The organism is Sphingobium agri (assembly GCF_023051225.1).
In the GTDB taxonomy this organism is placed as follows: domain Bacteria; phylum Pseudomonadota; class Alphaproteobacteria; order Sphingomonadales; family Sphingomonadaceae; genus Sphingobium; species Sphingobium agri.
The window spans coordinates 123,233-141,226 of record NZ_JALKHS010000005.1 but is presented as its reverse complement, the minus strand read 5'-3'; the positions used below and the strand labels follow the sequence as shown (position 1 = coordinate 141,226).

Sequence of the window (17,994 nt, the reverse complement as noted above, 5' to 3'; positions counted from 1 at the left end):
GTATTAGGCATGCCGCCAGCGTTCGTTCTGAGCCAGGATCAAACTCTCAAGTTTGATGTCCGATCCTACCCCAGGAGGAATAATCCCGAGATAGAACCGCTCATTTCTAGGAGCCATTCCTGCACAAATCTTACATGGTGTGTAAGGACATTGTGAGGATGGCAAATTTAACTGAGTATCCTACGCCTAGAAGCCGTAAGAACCCAGGGCCGCCGCCCACATGTCCCTTCATCATACTAACAATGTCAAAGAGCCATCCAAACATCGAAGCGGACAACCGTTGATCCCCGATCCTTGCGTTCCGGGGGACTGGTGTCCGACTATGTTGGCGACCGATCGAAGCGAGAACCAGTGGCGCTCACCGCGTCGGTGGAGTGGCATCTAGGCGTGTCGGATGAGTCGGTCAACAGGAAAAAACATGAGCGGCCAATTTTCTTCTGTCCGGGCCCCTGAACGGCCGGAACACAGGCGTTTCAGGCCTGTTCCTCCAGCTCGCCGGGCCATGTTTCAGTCCCCACCTGCGCTTGCGCCTGCGCATTATAGCGCCCGCCCGAAGCCGCGCCCGGCGGAAACAGCGTATCAACCGCCGCCAATATAGCAGGGGACAGATCAAGGTGAATCGCCGCCAGATCCTCATCCAGATGGGCGATGTTGGTGGTGCCGGGAATAGGCACGATAGTGTCGCCCTTGGCAAGCAGCCAGGCGAGGCACAGCTGCGCGCTGCTGCATCCGGCTTCATCGGCCAGCATACGCAGCCGGTCGTAAAGATCGAGATTGCGTGCAAGATGGGGTGGCTGGAACCGGGGCATGCCGGTCCGCAAATCCCCCTCCTCCACCCCTTCCCTGCCGATCCGCCCGGCAAGCAGCCCCCGTCCGACCGGCGAAAAGGCGACAAAGCCGATGCCCAGTTCAGCGCAAACATCCAGCACCGCGATTTCGGGGTTGCGCGTCCAGGGCGAATATTCGGTCTGCACGGCGGCAATGGGATGGACGGCATGGGCGCGCCTGATCGTCGGCGCGGACATTTCGGACAGGCCGATCGCGCGGATCTTCCCCGCCTCCAGGGCACGTACCAAAGCGCCCATCGATTCTTCCACCGGCACCTTTGGATCGAGCCTGTGCATATAATAGAGGTCGATCTGCTCCACCCGCAAACGCCGCAGCGCATGGTCCAGCACCTGGGCGATCGCTTGCGGAGACCCATCGAGCGCGCGCTGCCCGTTGACTTCGCCAAGCACGCATTTGCTGGCCAGCGTGAACTCGCCGCGTCGGTGCATCAATGTGCGGCCCAGCAGTTCCTCATTCTGGCCAAAGCCGTAAATCGCTGCCGTGTCGAAGAAGGTGACCCCCGAATCGATCGCGTGCAGCAACAATCGCTCCGCCTGCGCCGGGTCCGGCGGCGGCAGATAAGCATGGCTGAGGTTCATGCACCCAAGCCCTATCGCCGATACGGAAAGCGGGCCCAAATGGCGGACCGGCAACTTTGCGGGCATGTACATCCCCTGTCATATGCGCTTGCGCTGCTTAACGGGCCGGGGCTTCTTGCCATGGCCTTGATGACGCAATTTTGACAATCAGGGCGGCCAGTTCAAGCCGCCGCATCATATCTCAGCAAAGATTGCGGATTTGAAGGATTTCTGCGATAGCATTCCCGATTGAGCTTCAACTTGGGCGTCGGGGTCGGAAATGAACGCAATAGTGAGCCAGATCGGGGATCTGGCCGAAGCCGGCGAAAAGATGGTCGAAAGGCTGCGCCGCAAGGCTTTTCTGCCTGACAGCCGGAAGGAACTCAACGTCCGCTTTGGCATCGCCGAAGCCGCGCAACTACTTGGCTGCTCCACGAATCGGATTCGCATGGCGGAGGAAGATGGCCGCCTTCCCCCTGCCCCGCCGACCGAAAATGGCAGACGTCCCGGTTACAGGGTCGAGGAACTGCTGAACATGCGGCAGGTGCTGGGCGCTTCGCCCGAACGCGCCCCGCTCGACATTCCCGCGATCATAGCAGTGCAGAATTTCAAGGGCGGCGTCGGCAAATCCACCGTCACCACGCATCTGGCGCATTATTTCGCAGTCCAGGGCTATCGGGTGCTCGTCGTCGATTGCGACAGCCAGGCGACCACCACCACCCTGTTCGGCTTCAACCCGCATTTCAATATCCAGCGGGAAGAGACGCTCTATCCCTATCTATCGATCGATCCGACGCAGGTCGACCTGCTCTATGCGGTGAAGCATACCGCCTGGCCCAATGTCGATCTGATCCCGTCCAATCTAGAGCTATTCGACGTGGAATATGAGCTGGCGGCGGCGGGCAGCGATGGCGGTTCCGTCCTGGCCGCGCGCTTTCGCAAGCTTAAGCAGGGCCTGATGGACCTCGCCCGCCATTATGATGTCGTGCTGCTCGATCCGCCGCCAGCGCTGGGCACGATCAGCCTTGCGGTGATGCAGGCGGCGAACGCCCTCTTGGTCCCGCTCGCCGCGACGACGCCCGACTTCTGCTCGACCGTCCAGTTCCTCTCGATGATGGATCAGGTCATCAACCAGTTGCAGACAGCGGGGATTGAGGTCGATTATCAGTTCGTCCGGCTGCTCTGCTCGAAATTCGACAGCAATGATCCCAGCCACTCGATGGTCCGCGCGATCATGGAACAAAGCTTCGGCCCTGCCCTGCTCCCCATTCCCATTCTCGACAGCGCGGAAATCAGCCATGCGGCGCTGCGCATGATGACCGTCTATGAGCTGGAAAAGCCGATCGGCACGCCGCGCACCCACAAGCGCTGCCGCGCCAATCTGGACGAAGCCATGGGGCAGATCGAAGCGCTCGTGCGCCAGGGCTGGGGCCGCGTCGCGCCTGCGCGGGAAGAGGATATCGTCAATGCGGCGTGAGGCTTTGTTCACGCGGAGACGCCGAGGCGCTGAGATATGGCGCTCCGCCGCAGGCGAAACTCTCTGCTCAACTGTTCGGTGCAGCGAAGCCGCCCGCATGAAAGGGGCAGCTGCGCCGGGGCCACAACTCCTCCGCGTCTCCGCGCCTCCGCGTGAACCAAAATCAACACTGTCCTACACAGACATGTTCACCATATGTTCCCCGCGAATCGGAGGACAAGCCCATGGCGCGTAAGCAATCGGACTATCTGGCAGCGCTCTTGTCGGACGAGGCGGAAAACCCCGCCCCCGCTCCCGCGACTGACAGCCCGCCTGTTGCCGAGGCCGAACCGTCGCCCCCCTCCCCTCCCCCGGCTCGCCCCGAGCGCGCGCGCGGCGCAACGCTGCTCGGCCGCGAAACGGCTCTTGCCCGGCTCGCGTCGGGCGAGGTGCGGCAAGTCACGCAATTGCTGCTCGATCCCGCCCGCGTGCGGATATGGCGCGGCAATGCGCGGCTATATTCGCATCTTACCGAGGACAATTGCCGCGAGCTGATCGACTCCATCATCGCGGAGGGGGGCCAGAAAGTGCCCGCGGTCGTGCGGCGGGTCGAGGGCGATCCGGACCATGATTATGAAGTGATCGCCGGCACGCGCCGCCATTTCTCGATCAGCTGGCTCCGCGCGCACAGCTACCCGGACATGATGTTCGTGGCGCAGGTCGCCCAGTTGGATGACGAGGCGGCCTTCCGTCTTGCGGACCTCGAAAACCGCGCGCGCAAGGACGTCACCGATCTTGAGCGCGCGCGCAATTATGCAGAGGCGCTCGGCACGCATTATGGCAGCCATCTGACGCGCATGGCAGAGCGGCTGAAGCTGTCCAAGGGCTGGCTCAGCAAGATGATCAAGGTCGCGGGCATTCCTGACGACATCATCGAAGCTTTCTCCTCGCCCGGCGATGTCCAGCTGAAGCCCGCTTACCCGCTGGCTCAGGCTCTGGACGATCCGAACGCTGCTGCGGCTGTGCGCGCCGAAGCAGCCCGGCTCGCTACGACACAACGGGAACGCCGCGTCGCCGGTGCTCCCCCGATCCCGGGGGCGGAAGTCCTCAAACGCCTGCTCGACGCCCCACGCGTGGCCGTGTCGCAGCCGAAGGAGGATCCCTTCACCTGGACCACGCGCTACGGTCGGCCTGCCCTCACCGTGCAGTCGGTTAATCGGCAGGGCATCACCATCCGTTTTCACGCGGGGTCGGGCGCCGACATGGAAACATTGGCAATGGCGCTCCGCGACACGCTCGAACATCTCGAACGGCAAGGGATGGGCTTGCAGCAGTGACGCGCTCGGGGGGGCATAACGGCAGAGCAGGAATGGAGCGGGACTTGGCGCTCGCCTATCCCTCACGCCCTGTTTCCCCGGGGAAACAGTTTGTCCGTCCCGGGGAGGGCCTGCCCCTCCCCTCCTGCGGAATCCGTCTTTTCTCGCCAATTCATTCATTGTTTCCCCGGGAAAACACTGATTCCGCCCTGCCTTTGCCAAGGAACCACCCATGACCCGCACCGGCAAAGCAGAGCTTACGGACCAGTTTGAACTGTTCCTCCCCTACATCGCGGACATGCCGCTGCGCGATCAGCGCGAGATGATGGAGCGCCCCTTCTTCAGCCTCGCCAAGTCGAAACGCGTCAAGCCGATCGACTACACGTCTCCTGACGGCAAAGCCTGGGTCCATGTCTCCGCCAATCCCGATTATGGAATGGCCACCATCTGGGATGCAGACATTCTCATCTATTGCGCCTCCGTCCTCGCCGATATGGCGCGGCGCGGGGTCAACGACGTGCCACGCAAACTGCATCTCATGCCTTATGATCTGCTGCGCGCAATCCACCGCCCAACGACTGGCCGCGCTTATGAATTGCTGGGCCAATCGCTGGATCGGCTCGTCTCCACGACGATCAAGACCAACATCCGCGCCGAAAATCGGCGGGAGGCAACCTTCAGCTGGCTAGATGGCTGGACCCAGCTTGTCGACGAACGCACCGAACGTTCGCGCGGCATGACGATCGAACTCAGCAACTGGTTCTATGAAGGCGTGCTGATGCAGGGCGGCGTCCTGTCCATCGATCGCGCCTATTTCGACCTGACCGGCGGCCGGGAGCGCTGGCTCTACAAGGTAGCGCGCAAACATGCCGGTGGGGCGGGGGAGGGGGGCTTCTCCATTTCGATGCCCACCCTGTTCGAAAAGTCCGGCGCAGAAGGCGCCTATAGGCGCTTCAAGTTCGAGATCGCCAAGATCGCCGAACGCGACCCGCTGCCCGGTTATACCCTGCTCCTCGAACAACCGCAGGGCAAGCGCGAGCCTTCCCTGCGCATGAGCCGCCGTATAGTGGAAGCGGCCAAGGCGACGAGCAAATACCCCGCTGCAAAGCCTACGGCTACCAAAACGACGCCGGTAAATGGAACGCCATCGGCCGCCCGCTCGTCGGCAAACAGCGGCGCCGAGCCATTATTCGACGCCTCCGACGTGATCCGCCGCACTGTCACTGGTCTTTCTTCCCGAGTGACGGCCGGTGAATTGACGGACGCCACATTGGCCACTTTGCGCACCGATTGTCCGGGTTGGGACTATCAGTCGCTCCATCAGGATTTCCGCAACTGGCTCGACGCCGATCCCACGCGCACCCCAGTAAACTATCAGAAGGCCTTCATCGGCTTTGTGCGACGCTTCCACGAAAAGAACCGGCACACCCTCTGACCGCCCCCGCAGATAAGACGCGGCCTCTGTTATCACCGCGACATTTCTTAAGCCGTTCCCGAAGTGTCGGTAGCGCTCCCCGCTTGATCGATCACAATTTCGAACGCATCTCTGCGACTACATTTCATCCACAGCTTTTGAACGACATTTAGCAGCCATCTTGCGCAACTGATTCAATCCCGGTGGAGAGAGCAGCTTCAGAACGGCACCATCGACATTCCGGGAACGGCACACGGTCTTTCAGGAACGATAGCCCGACACTTCAGGAACGCGTCACTCGACACTCCGGGAACGGATAGCCGACCTTTCGGGAACAGGCAGTTTGGCCCGACTCGTGCGTCTTCAACGATTCGTGCCCTGCTCCTGCGGCCGTAACTCTCTAACTTCCTTATAAACCCTGTAATTAACCCGAGATTTTCTGGTTGTTGGAGAGAAGAGAAGAGGCAATCTGCGCGACCAACTTGGTCGCTCCCTGGTGCGAGATGCCGAGCAGGCGGGCAACCGCCATCTTGCTCAACCCGGGATAAGCCAGTTCCAGCCGCATCAGCAGGGGTGCCTTGCTTCGTTTGGTTACGGGAAGCTCGTCGGGCAGTTTCTTCAGCCTCGCCTCAAGCCGGTTCAATTCTGCCAACCCTTGCGCCGCCTGCCTTTGAATCATGCCAAACAGCTGGCCAGTCAGCGTCGGCGCATCAATGCCGGGAAAACGGGGAAGGTCGACGAACGAGGGCAACCGCCGCAACGTCAGCCCAGATGCCTCAAGGGCAGCTGGAACATGCGCCGCGATTACCCATCCCACGTCTGGCTGGCGCGGGTCGATCTGCAACTGCCGCCCATCCGCGGTCGTCAGCAACTGACCGCCGCTGGTGGGCGCCGCCAAGCCCTCCCGCGCAGCGATGAGCCGCTCCGCCACGGCCTGGACACTTGAAGCAGGGTAGGGCGCCTCCACCATGGCTTGGACGGCCCGCCAGGCAGGACCGAAGCGCACCAGATCGTCCGGCGCCCATATTTCAGCTTCCTTGCGGTCGTCCAGAAGCTGGCGCGATATATTGAGTGTCGCGCGCGCGATGGGGTCTCGTTGGCTTTCGCTGGCCGAAAGGGCGAAATGGACAAGCGCCGCGATCGACAGCGGGTCGTTCAACCCCTCGCTATGCCGTGGGGGAGGTGTGCGGCCGCAAATCCAGTCCTCCAGATCCCGGACGGCGATCGGTACCGACGCAACGCTGGCAAGTGCCGCAGCGCCCTTCACCCGCGCTCGCGCGAGCCAGATGTCGGTCGCAGGACTGTTGGCAAGCCGCCCGTCCAGCCTTCCGAGCAATAATAGCGCCTGCTCTGCAGATGACGAAAAACCCAGCATTTCTCGGGCTTAGCAAGATAAGTCGTACAACCAAACAGATATGTTGGTTGCAGGTGCTTTTTGGTGCGTTCCGGATGCAGCAGACGTATGATGCAGGGCTGACGGGAGCAGATCAAAAAGCGAAAGCGCGTCTGAAATTCCATCGCCATGAAAAGTAACCATAAAAATAAGATTTTTTTCATCGTGTCACAGAACCAAGCTGCCACTTGGGCGTTACGGCTGAAGGATCGATCCCGACAAAGGCAAACCGATGGTGACATCGGGACGCAAAGTTTCCGGCCTTGCTTGCAAGGTAGCGGGGCCGCCGAAGGAGCCGAGGTTCAGGTTAATCAGTGCAAGTCCGTCGTCACTCATAAATATAACAGGGCAGCGCATCTGCACGCCTCATGCCTAGTCGACCCGTTCGCGTGGCCTCGTCTGCGTCAGCAAGCAATGCTGGATCAGACAGGAGAAGGTTTGTGGCACACGGACTACCCAGCGATCGAACGGCGCGCAAAAGCGCATTTGCAACCCTGGCCGCATGTTCCGGCCTCATGCTGGTGCTGAGCGCCTGTGAAAGCAGCGGCGGCACGCGCATCGCCACTGTTGGAGCAAGTAACCCGGGTTCAGGCTCGGGCAGCGGCGGGAGTGGCGGCGGTACAGGCGGAGGATCGGGCACTGGAACTGACGGCGGTTCCGGAACAGGTGGCGGCACTGGCACCGGCGGTGGAACAAGCGGATCGGGAACCGGGGGCGGGAGTGGCTCGGGCTCTGGCGGAACAGGCAGCGGCGGCGCGACAAGCGCTGCTCTCGGCCAGCTGTCACCCGTACTGGTGACCGCAGGCAATGCCGTGCTCGGCGTTTCGGACGGGCAGGGCAGTGTCACGACCCCGGTGGCGACCGCGCTACCCTTGTTGCAACCTGTGACCGGCACCATCACCCGCGTTCTCACCGATACCGGCACCGTGCTCGTCGATGCAGGCGAGGGCCGGACGCTGTTGCTCCAGGGCGCTCAAGGCGTCGTGGGTGATCTGGTCAGCATTGATGTCGGCGGCCGGACCGTCATAGAAGGGCTGAACGGCACGACAGGCGCGATCGGCGTCGGTGTGCTCGGAAATACGCAGCCGGTTGGCACAGTGGCGACCGTTGGCGTGCTGAACGCGGGCAACACCGTGCTTGCCGACGTGAATGGCATAGCCGACGTCCGCGTCACCAATATCACCGCGCCCACCGGCGGCATTGCGTCCAATTTGCTTGATGTGGCGCTGGGCGGCAATCAATTGCTGGGTAACGGAAGCCCTGCGGTCGTCGAGGCTAACATATTGCCCGGCGGCTTGCCGACGACTGGCAGCGGAAGCACTGGCGGACTGCTCGCGCCCGTCACATCGGTCGTCAATGGCGTGACCTCCACCACATCGGGCCTCACCTCGACCGTGCAACAAACCGCCGGGCAGGCTCTTGCGCCCATCGGCGTAGCCGCAGGCGCCACGACAGGTGGAGCCACCGCCGGAGCAGGCGCGACGGCGTCCCCAGGCGGGCTTCTCGCGCCGGTGACGGGCACCGTGTCCGGGACGCTCAACAGCCTGACGGGCGGGCTGAACCTCACACGGCCCTGACCATCTTTCCGGAGGCGCGCTGCTGATCGTGCCTCCGGACACTTTTTCCCAGGACATTCCTCTATGATGGCTGCGCTTATCTCGGCGGCGGCGCCCTGGCTGCTGGCTGCCCAGACTTCCCCGACCTTGCTTGCTCCCCCGCTGATCGAACAGGCGACGCAACCTCGGCCCGGGGAGGGGCAGGGCCAGCGAGTGCCGCCGCCCACGTCCGGCCGCATAGCCGTGCAGGCGGGCGACAATAGCACGATCATCCAGGCCATCGACTTTGTCGGTGTCGAGGCTCCCGAACGCGTTGCCCAGGCAGCAAAGGCCTATCTCGGCAAGCCAGCGTCGGGGGAAAATCTCAAGGCGCTCGCGGAGGCGGTGTCGAAAGCCTATGCCAAGAGCGGCGTCGCGCTCTACACCGTCGCCATTCCCCAGCAGGATTTGTCCAGCGGCCGGGTGAAGCTGTTGCTCGCCGAAGGCTTTGTCGAGGATATCACTTATCCCAAGGGCGCCAGTCCGCTCGTCCGCGCCTATGCCGAGCGGCTGCGCAAGGAAAAGCCGCTCAGCCGCCGTTCGTTGGAACGCTATCTGTCCCTGATGCGCGACATTCCGGGCGCGAAGGTCGATGTGGGCCTCAACAGGGGGAGGGAAGCAGGCGCCGTTCAACTGTCCGTCACGCCGGAACGCAAATACAGCAATTTCAGCTTCGGCATCGACAATCGGACCCAGGCAGGCCTGGGCACCGGCCAACTCCGCGCGACGGGCCAGCTTTTCAGCCTGCTGCGGGATGGCGATCGTACCGATATCACCTTGCTCGCGGCGACCGACCTCAAGCGATATCGCTATGCCGGGCTCAGCCATCAAACGCCGCTCGGGTCGGACGGCCTGACCTTCGGCCTTGCGGCTTCCCATCTGGACACAAGGCTGAAGGATTTTCCGATCACTGGCAAAGCCTGGACGCTCGGAGCCTCGCTCAGCTACCCGATAATTCGAGGCTACAAGCATAATCTTACCGTCAGCGCTGGCTTGGACGGGTTGAACAGCGATGCTGCGCTACTGGGTTCGGTGCTGTCATCAGATCACATTCGGGCAGCACGCGCGGCGGTCGGCTACTCGGCTATCAACGAAAAAAGCGTTTTCAGCGCGTCGCTTAACCTTGGCCGCGGCCTCGATATCCTGGACGCGCGCGGTACGCCGGGCTTTACCGATCCTGTCTTTACCAAGGTGACGGGCCGGGTGGGCTATGACCGGATGCTGGGCAAGCGTTTCGTCGGACGGCTGCGCCTCGCCGGACAATATAGCGCGGACCGGCTTTCAGGAAACGAGCGCTTCGCGATCGGCGGTCCCGAATTCGGCCGGGCGTTCGATACGGCGGTGCTCAGCGGCGATCGCGGTGCGGCGGGATCGCTGGAGCTGGCGTGGCGTCCCGACATCGCCGCCAAGCTCAAGGACAGCGAAGTCTATGGTTTCATCGATGGCGCAAAGATTCGCGTGCTCGAACGCGCGGCCTTGCCCGCCGCTGACTATGACCTTGCCTCGGCAGGCGGCGGGGTAAGGATCGTCTACAATCCGCACGCGTCGCTCAGCCTGGAAGGCGCGCGGGTGATCGACCAAGCCTTTGCGGGCGGAGATCGCGGCTGGCGCTTCAACATCGGCTGGTATGTGAAGCTGCGACGTTAAGGCGCTACAGCGCCGCCTTCCAATGATCGTTCAGCGTCCCGCCGGGTCCATCAAGCGGATCGGAGGCGGGGAAGGGGAGGGTGGTCATGCGTTCCCGCGCCTCCTCATCAGGCGCGGCGCGGCATATGTCCCAGTGCTGCCCCTCGGGATAACCGCCGACGACCAGGAAATCCTCGCTGCTCTTCAGCGCGCAATGTCCCGTGCCGGTGGGCAGCAGCAGGGCGTCCCCCGCGCTCACGTCGATCTCGCGCCCGCCGGGGCCGCCGATCATCAGCAGCGCCGTGCCCGCCGCGATGCCCAGCACCTCATGCGCAGTCGAATGATAATGATGATAGTCATAGATGCCGTCGCGCCACTGCGCGGGCCATCCATGCCGCGCAAAGGCCTCTTCAAATAGACGCGCCGTCTCATCGCACGAGGCCGGGGCAATCGCGCGGCGGTAGAGGATGACCGGCAGGCGGCCATTGTTCGGCACCCAATCATGTTCCGCCAGCAAATAGGTTTCGACCTGCACGCGCGCCTCCTTGGTGATGGGGGTGAAAGCGCCGAACCGGCAATCGCGATCCATGGTTCCGCCGTCATTCTTCTCACGCTTGAAACGCGAGCCGCGCCGCGCCATCTGTCCGGCGGCCAAAATTCATTGGAGGGCATGAAAGAAACGCCATGACGAACCCGACCGACGTTGCTCCTGAAACCCGTTCCTTCGAGGCTGACGTAGCCAAATTGCTGCACCTGATGGTGCACTCGGTCTATTCGGACAAGGATGTGTTCCTGCGCGAACTCATCTCGAACGCCGCCGACGCCTGCGAGAAGCTGCGCTATGAGAGCCTCAGCGATCCTGCGCTCGCTGCTGGCGGGAGCCCGCAAGTGACGGTGACGCTCGATCCCGAAGCGCGCCAGCTCATGATCGAGGATAATGGCATCGGCATGAGCGAGGCCGAACTGGTCGAGGCGCTCGGCACGATCGCGCGTTCGGGCACGAAGGCGTTCATGGAGCGTGTCGCCAGCGCCAAGGATGCGGAAGGCACACAGCTGATCGGCCAGTTTGGCGTCGGTTTCTATTCCGCCTTCATGGTGGCCGATCGGGTCGATGTCCTCTCGCGCCGGGCAGGTTCCGATCAGGCGGCGCGCTGGTCGTCAGATGGCCTTGGCACCTACACTGTCCAATCCGCCGATACAGGCGAAGCCCCGGAACATGGCACGCGCGTCCTGCTGCATCTGAAGGAGGATGCGGCGTCCTATACTGAACGCTATCGCGTCCAGCAGATCATCAAGGATCAGTCCGGCCATGTGCCGGTGCCGATCTTCCTCAAGGAAAAGCCCGATGCGGAGGCCGAACAGATCGCGGATGGTGCTGCGCTCTGGACCAAGCCCAAGAGCGAGATCAGCGCCGAAGAATATACCGACTTCTATCGCAGCGTCGCTGGTCAGTTCGACCAGCCCGCGCTGACGCTGCACTATCGGGCCGAAGGGTTGCACGAATATTCCGTGCTGGCCTTCATTCCCGAAATGAAGCCGTTCGATCTTTTCGATCCGGACCGCGCCGGCCGCATGAAGCTGTATGTCCGCCGCGTCTTCATCACGGACGAGGCGGAGATATTGCCGCGCTACCTGCGCTTCGTGCGTGGTCTGGTGGACTCGAGCGACCTGCCGCTCAACGTTTCGCGCGAGATGATCCAGCAGAGCCCCGTTCTCGCCGCGATCCAGAAGGGCGTCAGCAATCGCGTGCTCACCGAACTGGAGAAGCTCTCCGCCAATGATGGCGAGGGCTATATCAAATTCTGGGACAATTTCGGTGCGGTGCTGAAGGAGGGGCTGTACGAGGATTACACCCGGCGCGAGCAGTTGCTCGGCCTAGCCCGCTTCAAATCCACGGCATCCGGCGAAGGCTGGCGTTCGCTCAAGGACTATTCTGCGAGCATGAAGGAGAACCAGACGGCGATCTACTACGCCACCGGCTCCGATCTCGACCGGCTCGCTTCCTCTCCGCAGCTGGAAGGTTTCCGCGCGCGCGGTATCGAGGTGCTGCTGCTGACGGATCAGGTGGACAGCTTCTGGGTCACCGCTGGCGTCGACTATGACGGTAAACCCTTTAAATCGGTAACGCAGGGCCTTGCCGACCTCAGCCTCATCCCTATGCCCGAGGGTGAAACGGAGGCGCCCGTTGCGTCGGAGGAAGTCAGCAGCTTCATCGATTTCGCGAAACAGCTTTTGAAGGACCAGGTATCGGATGTCCGGGTGTCCGAACGGCTGACTGAAAGCCCCGTCTGCCTCGTGGCGGCCGAACATGGCATGGACCGGCAGCTGGAAAAGCTGCTGGCCGCTGCCGGTCGGGGCGGCGGCGCTTCGGCGCCTGTGCTGGAACTCAATCCGCGCCACAACCTCATCGTCGGGCTGAGCGGCCTCCAGAACGGCAGCAGCCTGCGCGAGGATGCCGCGTGGCTGCTGCTGGACGAGGCGCGGATTGCCGATGGCGAACTGCCCGCCGATCCGCGCGCCTTTGCCGAACGGCTCGGGCGGGTAATGGCGAAGGCTTTGGGCTAGAAACGATCGGCTGGCCCGGCGTTATTGCCGGGCCACCCAGCATCAGGCGAGCGTCACGAAGATTTCGGCCTGTATCAGCCACTCGCCGCGAAGTTTGCGCCATTTCGCGCTGTAGATGCCTGACGCAGCAGGCTCCTGCGTGTCTGCGGCCACGCCCTTCCATTCACCTTGTTCCATCGCGATCGGCTCAACCGGCGAGACGGTTATGCTGGTCGGCATCCGGACATAGACAATGCGGCCGGGTGAAGCGAATTCCCGTTTCCACGCCATCATCTGCGCCCTGCGGCCCGTGATGACCCCGCTGTCGCTGCCAGTCACAAGTATCGCTCCGGACGACAGCAGCGGCCCAATCGCGCTCAGGTCCATGTCTGCCAGAGCGCGGTTGAACGCCGCCCGCTGCATTCGGATCGCAAGGTCGCAGGATTGGGTCACGCATCACTCCGATCTGACTGGCCGCTGTGGCCCGCTATGACGGAGCGCCCGCTGTGCCGCAAGGACAGGGGCAGAAGCAAAACCGGCCGCCGTTCTTTCCCGTCGCTTTGGCGCTGCTCCGGTAAGCGGGCTCCGACGATGGGAACACGCTCCCCGCCAAGCCGTTAGCCCCAGCAGATACAGCATAGGAGGCCGACCATGGATGCCCGGCGGATCAGCCTTGGCCTAGGAATTTTCTCGATTGCTCTGGGCGTGGCCGAAATAGCCGCGACCCGCCGGATTGCCCGCGCCCTGGGCAATGATCATCGCGCCGGGCGCACCACCCTGCGCGTCTTCGGCGCGCGGGAGATGCTCGCCGGGGCAGGGTTGCTCGCCGCGCCAGCGCATTCGACGCTGGTGTGGAACCGGGTGGCAGGCGATGCTATGGACCTCGCCGCGCTCGGCCTCGCGGCTCGCAGGGCGCCGCGCCATCGCGGCGTCTGGGGAGCCGTCGCCTTCGTCGCGGGAGCCACCATCATCGACGCACTTGTGGCGCGGGCTCTCGACAAGGAAACGGGCAAGGCCTTCCCCGCCCGCCGGGATGCGAGCCGCACGCAGCAGGTGCGGCATCTCGGCCGCCAGATGCATGATGCTGATCATCATCCCACCACGATCGAGCCTGAGGACATGCCCTTCGTCCGTGCGCCCGAAGTGACCCACCACTGACGAGGATTTCGCTACCATGATCCGCAAGCTCGCCTTTCTCGCCGGTGCAGGCTTCATCGCCAAGAAGCTGTTCGACCGATCCCGCTCCGATGCGCAACCGACGCCCGGATCAACCACGACGCGGTCCCGCCCCAGTCAGGCGTCTACCGAGCCCTCGACCGGTCATGTTCCCGCCGATCTGCTGGGTGACAGCCACCCCGATGGCACCGTCAGGGCGGAGGAGCATTATCGCCCTGATCCCACCGCGCCCGTCCCGCCCGAGGACCGCGAAAGCTTGCGCCCCGTCACTGCGCCTGCGCCCCACGATCCGCCTGGCCGCTAAGCCATGACAAAGATGCAACCGCCTGCATGAAAAGGCGTTAATGCCGGCATGACTGGCGGTGCGGCACGTTCCTCGCTTTGGCGGGAGGCAATGGATTTTCTCACGTCGATTGATATGGTGACGGCCGTGCTGCGGAGGCATGGCTGAATGACCGGAATTTTTGATCGCGTTTCCACCGGCAATGCTGGGCTGGACCTGGTGCTGGGCGGCGGCCTCCCTGCCCAGCGGCTGTATCTTGTCGAAGGTGCGCCCGGATCGGGTAAAACCACCCTTGCCCTCCAATTCCTGCTGGAAGGGGTGAAGGCTGGCGAACGGGTTCTATATGTGACCCTTTCTGAAACGAGCGAAGAATTATCCGTGGTGGCCGCCTCTCACGGGTAGAGCCTCGACAATGTCGATCTGTTCGAACTTGCTTCAGCCGATTCGGTGCTTGGCATCGGGCGCGATCAATCCATCCTTCACAGCTGGGAGATGGAGCTGGGCGGCACGATCGACCTGATCCGGGAAGAGGTGCAGCGGATCAAGCCAAAGCGCATCGTGTTCGACAGTCTTTCCGAATTGCGGCTGCTCGCACAGGACCCGCTTCGCTATCGCCGCCAGCTGCTGTTCCTGAAGCAGTTCTTTGCTCAGATCGACACGACTGTCCTGCTGGTGGACGACTTGACCGGCGGCGCAGGCGTCCGCGATAATCACCTGCACAGCCTGTGCCACGGCGTCATCACGCTAGAGCGGCTGACACTGGATTTCGGAGCGGCCCGGCGGCGGATGCAAATCCAGAAGATGCGGGGCGTCGATTTCGTCGCGGGATACCACGACATGATCATTCGCAAAGGCGGCATCGACATCTTTCCGCGCCTTATCGCGTCAGATCATCATGCGCCGTTCGTGGGTGATCCGGTGCCGAGCAAGATCCCCGAACTGGACGCCATTCTGGGCGGTGGTCCCCAGCGCGGCACGAGCACGCTCATCACCGGACCGGCTGGCGCAGGTAAGACGACACTGGCCTTGCAATATGTGGTTGCCGCCTGCGAGCGGGGTGAAAATGCGGTCATCTACGAATTTGACGAGCGGATCGGGACGCTGATCAGCCGCGCCAGATTGTTCGGCACCGATCTTCAGGCATTGATGGATGACGGCAGGCTCGTCATTCGCCAGATCGATCCAGCCGAGGTGGCACCCGGCCAGTTTGCCTCAATGGTCCGGCGGGAGGTTGAGGATCGGAATGCGCGCATCATCCTCATCGACAGCCTCAATGGCTATCTCGCCGCCATGCCGCAGGAACAGCAGCTCATCCTGCAATTGCATGAGCTGCTGTCCTACCTCAGCCATCGCGGCGTCGTGACTTTGCTGGTCAATCCGCAGCAGGGCTTCTTCGGATCGATGAGCGCCGACGAACTTAACGTGTCCTACATCGCTGACATCGTCATCCTCCTGCGTTTCTTCGAAGCGGAGGGCCGCATCCGCAAGGCGCTGTCTGTGATCAAGCATCGCAGTGGCGCGCATGAGGATTCGATCCGCGAATTCCGCATCGACTCTCACGGTGTTCGGGTAGGCGCACCCCTGTCCGACTTCCGGGGCGTGCTCACCGGCACACCGCAATATCTGGGTGCTGCCACACCACTGATGGAGGACCGCCCCGGCCGTGCATAAGGCCGCATCCCCGTCCCTTCGGGTCCTTGTCAGCGCACCTTATGGCAGCGACGCAGAAAGCGTCACGCGCCTGCTTCAGGGCGAGGGGCATCCCGTTCAAATATGCCCTACGTTAATTGACGTGGCGCACGCCATCGACGAGCAAACCGGGGTGGTGCTGGTCACCGAAGAAGCATTGTTGGCCAATCTCGAACCGCTACGGCTGGCGTTGGAGGCGCAGCCTGCCTGGTCCGACGTGCCCTTCGTGCTTCTCGCAGGGCGGCAGGCGGGACGGTTTGCGTCCAGCGAAGCGGTCAGGCGGCGGCTGCCGGACAATGCACTGAGCGTCATCCTGCTGGAGCGGCCGGTCAGCGGAGAGTCGCTCATCAGCGCCGTCGCATCCGGCATCAGGGCACGTCAAAAGCAATTGCTGATCCGCGATCAGTTCGCGGCGATCGACGCAGAACGCAGCCGTCTGAACACGCTGCTGGAAAACCTTCCGGTGGGCGTCGCCTTCGTCAATGCCGATGGCAGCACGCTGCTGTCCAATCCTGCATTTCGTCGCTTCCTGCCCAGCGGCGAAATTCCCGCCCGGCTGCCCAATGCCGAGGAATTGTGGGAAGGTTATGAAGAAGATGGCAGCCGGATCACGCGTGATCGCTTCGTCACCATGCGCGCGCTCAGGGGCGAGCTGGTGCGGGGCATCGAATTCCTCCACCACCCGCCAGACAGGCCATCGGTATGGACGCGGGTAAGCGGCGTCCCGCTCCGGGACCCCAGCGGCTCGCGTGTCACCGGCTCCATTTCCGTAATCGTCGACATCGACGAACAGAAACGGGGCCAGCAGGCGCTCGCAGAGGCCGCTCAGCGGCTGGAGCAGGAAGTCGATGTTCGCACGCGTGAATTGCGCGATGCGCTCGCCCGGCTCGAAGCCGAAGCGGAAGAGCGCGCCCGTGCAGAGGAAGCCCTGCGGCAGGCGCAGAAGATGGAGGCGGTCGGCCAACTGACGGGCGGCATCGCGCATGATTTCAACAATATGCTGACCGGGATCATTGGAGCGATCGACATATTGAAGCGCCGGATCGCCAGCGGTCGGCTGGACGATCTCGAACGGTTCATGGATGCCGCGAGCACGTCGGCCCAGCGCGCGGCTGGGTTGACCGCGCGGCTGCTTGCCTTTTCACGGCGGCAGTCGCTCGACAGCCGGCCGACCGATGTGTGCAAGCTGATCCATTCGCTGGAGGATTTACTCCGCCGTACCATGAGCGAATCCATCGAGGTGGAGATCCTCTCATCCTCGCCAACGCTACCTCCGGCGCTGGTGGACGCAAACCAGCTTGAAAGCGCGATCATCAATCTCGCCATCAACGCCCGCGACGCGATGCCGGATGGCGGCCGGCTGACGCTGTCCTGTGAAGAGGTGGAACTGGACGAAGAATGCTGCGCCCGAAATCCGGGTGTCGCACCGGGCCGCTACATCATGGTCGGGGTTTCGGATACGGGCGTCGGCATCGATGGCGATACGCTCGACAAGGTGTTCGACCCATTCTTCACCACCAAGCCGATCGGGCAAGGGACCGGCCTTGGCCTGTCGATGGTCTATGGTTTCGCCAAGCAGTCCAACGGACTTGTTCGCATCGATTCACAGGTGGGGGAGGGGACGATGGTCAAGATATTCCTGCCCGTCGCCGATATGCAGCCCCATGAAGCGCCCGCCGAAAGCGCGGCCATCCACCATGGCGATGGTCAGTCCGTGCTGCTGGTCGAAGATGATGAATCCGTGCGACTTCTTGTACGCGATGTGCTGGAGGAGCTTGGATACGAGGCGACCGAAGCCGCAGACGGGCAGCAGGCCGTGCGTATCCTGGAATCAGGCCGCCGCTTCGACCTCATGATTTCGGATGTCGGCCTCCCGGGGATGAACGGGCGGCAACTCGCCGAAATCGCGCGGGAGCATCTGACCGACCTGCCTATCCTGTTCGTGACCGGCTATGCAGAAGGGGCAGCGGTGCGCGGCGGCTTCCTGTCGGATAACATGCAGATGATTACAAAGCCGTTCCAGATTGAAATGCTCTCCGCCCGCATCCGCGAAATGCTGGAAAGCTGATCGACCGGTCTCGCCCCATGCGACCAAC

Annotated in this window: 14 protein-coding genes, 1 pseudogene and 1 riboswitch; of the genes and pseudogenes, 11 read left to right on the top strand and 4 right to left on the bottom strand. The window is 62.7% G+C overall.

The features are described from left to right. Positions 1 to 473 precede the first annotated feature (473 nt). The gene (locus MU848_RS03305) at positions 474 to 1,493 is read right to left on the bottom strand and encodes an aldo/keto reductase (protein ID WP_247230206.1); all 1,020 of its coding nucleotides are present in this window, start codon (positions 1,491 to 1,493) and stop codon (positions 474 to 476) included. Between the two features lie 193 nt (positions 1,494 to 1,686). On the opposite strand from MU848_RS03305, the gene MU848_RS03300 reads away from it, so the two are divergent. The 3 genes from MU848_RS03300 to MU848_RS03290 all read left to right on the top strand — a co-directional run bounded on the left by MU848_RS03300 (position 1,687) and on the right by MU848_RS03290 (position 5,613). Continuing rightward, on the top strand, positions 1,687 to 2,883 hold the full coding sequence (locus MU848_RS03300) for an AAA family ATPase (protein ID WP_247230205.1): 1,197 nt from the start codon (positions 1,687 to 1,689) through the stop codon (positions 2,881 to 2,883). A gap of 224 nt (positions 2,884 to 3,107) precedes the next feature. After that, positions 3,108 to 4,199, top strand: a complete 1,092-nt coding sequence (locus MU848_RS03295) for a ParB/RepB/Spo0J family partition protein (protein ID WP_247230204.1) — start codon at positions 3,108 to 3,110, stop codon at positions 4,197 to 4,199. Between the two features lie 211 nt (positions 4,200 to 4,410). Then, positions 4,411 to 5,613: a replication initiator protein A gene (locus tag MU848_RS03290; RefSeq protein ID WP_247230203.1), complete on the top strand. Its 1,203-nt coding sequence runs from the start codon at positions 4,411 to 4,413 to the stop codon at positions 5,611 to 5,613. Positions 5,614 to 6,016: 403 nt separating this feature from the next. Here the strand turns inward: MU848_RS03290 and MU848_RS03285 are convergent, their stop codons facing one another. Next, positions 6,017 to 6,967: a hypothetical protein gene (locus MU848_RS03285; protein ID WP_247230202.1), complete on the bottom strand. Its 951-nt coding sequence runs from the start codon at positions 6,965 to 6,967 to the stop codon at positions 6,017 to 6,019. Positions 6,968 to 7,198: 231 nt separating this feature from the next. Further along, positions 7,199 to 7,276, top strand: a riboswitch (cyclic di-GMP riboswitch). A gap of 149 nt (positions 7,277 to 7,425) precedes the next feature. Between MU848_RS03285 and MU848_RS03280 the strand changes: the two genes are divergently transcribed. Both MU848_RS03280 and MU848_RS03275 read left to right on the top strand, forming a co-directional pair. Beyond that, entirely contained in the window at positions 7,426 to 8,562 is a 1,137-nt protein-coding gene (locus MU848_RS03280) for a hypothetical protein (protein ID WP_247230201.1), read from the top strand. 66 nt (positions 8,563 to 8,628) lie between these two features. After that, the gene (locus MU848_RS03275) at positions 8,629 to 10,227 is read left to right on the top strand and encodes a ShlB/FhaC/HecB family hemolysin secretion/activation protein (RefSeq protein ID WP_247230200.1); all 1,599 of its coding nucleotides are present in this window, start codon (positions 8,629 to 8,631) and stop codon (positions 10,225 to 10,227) included. Between the two features lie 4 nt (positions 10,228 to 10,231). Here the strand turns inward: MU848_RS03275 and MU848_RS03270 are convergent, their stop codons facing one another. Further along, positions 10,232 to 10,846 carry a cupin gene (locus MU848_RS03270; protein WP_247230199.1) on the bottom strand — a complete coding sequence of 205 codons (615 nt, stop codon included), beginning with the start codon at positions 10,844 to 10,846 and terminating at the stop codon, positions 10,232 to 10,234. 44 nt (positions 10,847 to 10,890) lie between these two features. On the opposite strand from MU848_RS03270, the gene htpG reads away from it, so the two are divergent. After that, complete coding sequence (gene htpG, locus MU848_RS03265) at positions 10,891 to 12,771, top strand: molecular chaperone HtpG (protein WP_247230198.1); 1,881 nt, start codon at positions 10,891 to 10,893, stop codon at positions 12,769 to 12,771. A 42-nt stretch (positions 12,772 to 12,813) separates the two neighbouring features. Here htpG and MU848_RS03260 read toward each other — a convergent pair whose 3' ends face one another. Next, positions 12,814 to 13,203 carry a nuclear transport factor 2 family protein gene (locus MU848_RS03260; RefSeq protein ID WP_247230197.1) on the bottom strand — a complete coding sequence of 130 codons (390 nt, stop codon included), beginning with the start codon at positions 13,201 to 13,203 and terminating at the stop codon, positions 12,814 to 12,816. Positions 13,204 to 13,401: 198 nt separating this feature from the next. Between MU848_RS03260 and MU848_RS03255 the strand changes: the two genes are divergently transcribed. The 5 genes and pseudogenes from MU848_RS03255 (at position 13,402) to MU848_RS03240 (ending at position 17,966) form a co-directional block, all read left to right on the top strand. Then, a complete protein-coding gene (locus MU848_RS03255; protein ID WP_247230196.1) occupies positions 13,402 to 13,908 on the top strand; it encodes a hypothetical protein in 507 nt (168 codons plus the stop codon). A gap of 16 nt (positions 13,909 to 13,924) precedes the next feature. Next, a complete protein-coding gene (locus tag MU848_RS03250) occupies positions 13,925 to 14,230 on the top strand; it encodes a hypothetical protein (RefSeq protein ID WP_201516369.1) in 306 nt (101 codons plus the stop codon). Positions 14,231 to 14,377: 147 nt separating this feature from the next. After that, positions 14,378 to 15,073: pseudogene (locus MU848_RS19060) on the top strand (ATPase domain-containing protein); the annotation flags it as partial. After that, positions 15,047 to 15,880 (top strand): ATPase domain-containing protein, encoded by an 834-nt coding sequence (locus MU848_RS19055; RefSeq protein ID WP_315862412.1) that lies wholly within the window; start codon positions 15,047 to 15,049, stop codon positions 15,878 to 15,880. The pseudogene MU848_RS19060 and the gene MU848_RS19055, both read left to right, overlap by 27 nt. Positions 15,881 to 16,001: 121 nt before the next feature. Beyond that, positions 16,002 to 17,966, top strand: coding sequence for a response regulator (locus tag MU848_RS03240; RefSeq protein WP_236575214.1), 1,965 nt, complete (start codon positions 16,002 to 16,004; stop codon positions 17,964 to 17,966). Positions 17,967 to 17,994: the final 28 nt, after the last annotated feature.

Excerpts from the sequence above, each read along its gene's own strand:
- MU848_RS03305 (WP_247230206.1), bottom strand. The coding sequence starts at position 1,493 with ATGCCCGCAAAGTTGCCGGTCCGCCATTTGGGCCCGCTTTCCGTATCG.
- MU848_RS03300 (WP_247230205.1), top strand. The coding sequence starts at position 1,687 with ATGAACGCAATAGTGAGCCAGATCGGGGATCTGGCCGAAGCCGGCGAA.
- MU848_RS03295 (WP_247230204.1), top strand. The coding sequence starts at position 3,108 with ATGGCGCGTAAGCAATCGGACTATCTGGCAGCGCTCTTGTCGGACGAG.
- MU848_RS03290 (WP_247230203.1), top strand. The coding sequence starts at position 4,411 with ATGACCCGCACCGGCAAAGCAGAGCTTACGGACCAGTTTGAACTGTTC.
- MU848_RS03285 (WP_247230202.1), bottom strand. The coding sequence starts at position 6,967 with ATGCTGGGTTTTTCGTCATCTGCAGAGCAGGCGCTATTATTGCTCGGA.
- MU848_RS03275 (WP_247230200.1), top strand. The coding sequence starts at position 8,629 with ATGGCTGCGCTTATCTCGGCGGCGGCGCCCTGGCTGCTGGCTGCCCAG.
- MU848_RS03270 (WP_247230199.1), bottom strand. The coding sequence starts at position 10,846 with ATGGCGCGGCGCGGCTCGCGTTTCAAGCGTGAGAAGAATGACGGCGGA.
- htpG (WP_247230198.1), top strand. The coding sequence starts at position 10,891 with ATGACGAACCCGACCGACGTTGCTCCTGAAACCCGTTCCTTCGAGGCT.
- MU848_RS03255 (WP_247230196.1), top strand. The coding sequence starts at position 13,402 with ATGGATGCCCGGCGGATCAGCCTTGGCCTAGGAATTTTCTCGATTGCT.
- MU848_RS03250 (WP_201516369.1), top strand. The coding sequence starts at position 13,925 with ATGATCCGCAAGCTCGCCTTTCTCGCCGGTGCAGGCTTCATCGCCAAG.
- MU848_RS19055 (WP_315862412.1), top strand. The coding sequence starts at position 15,047 with ATGATCATTCGCAAAGGCGGCATCGACATCTTTCCGCGCCTTATCGCG.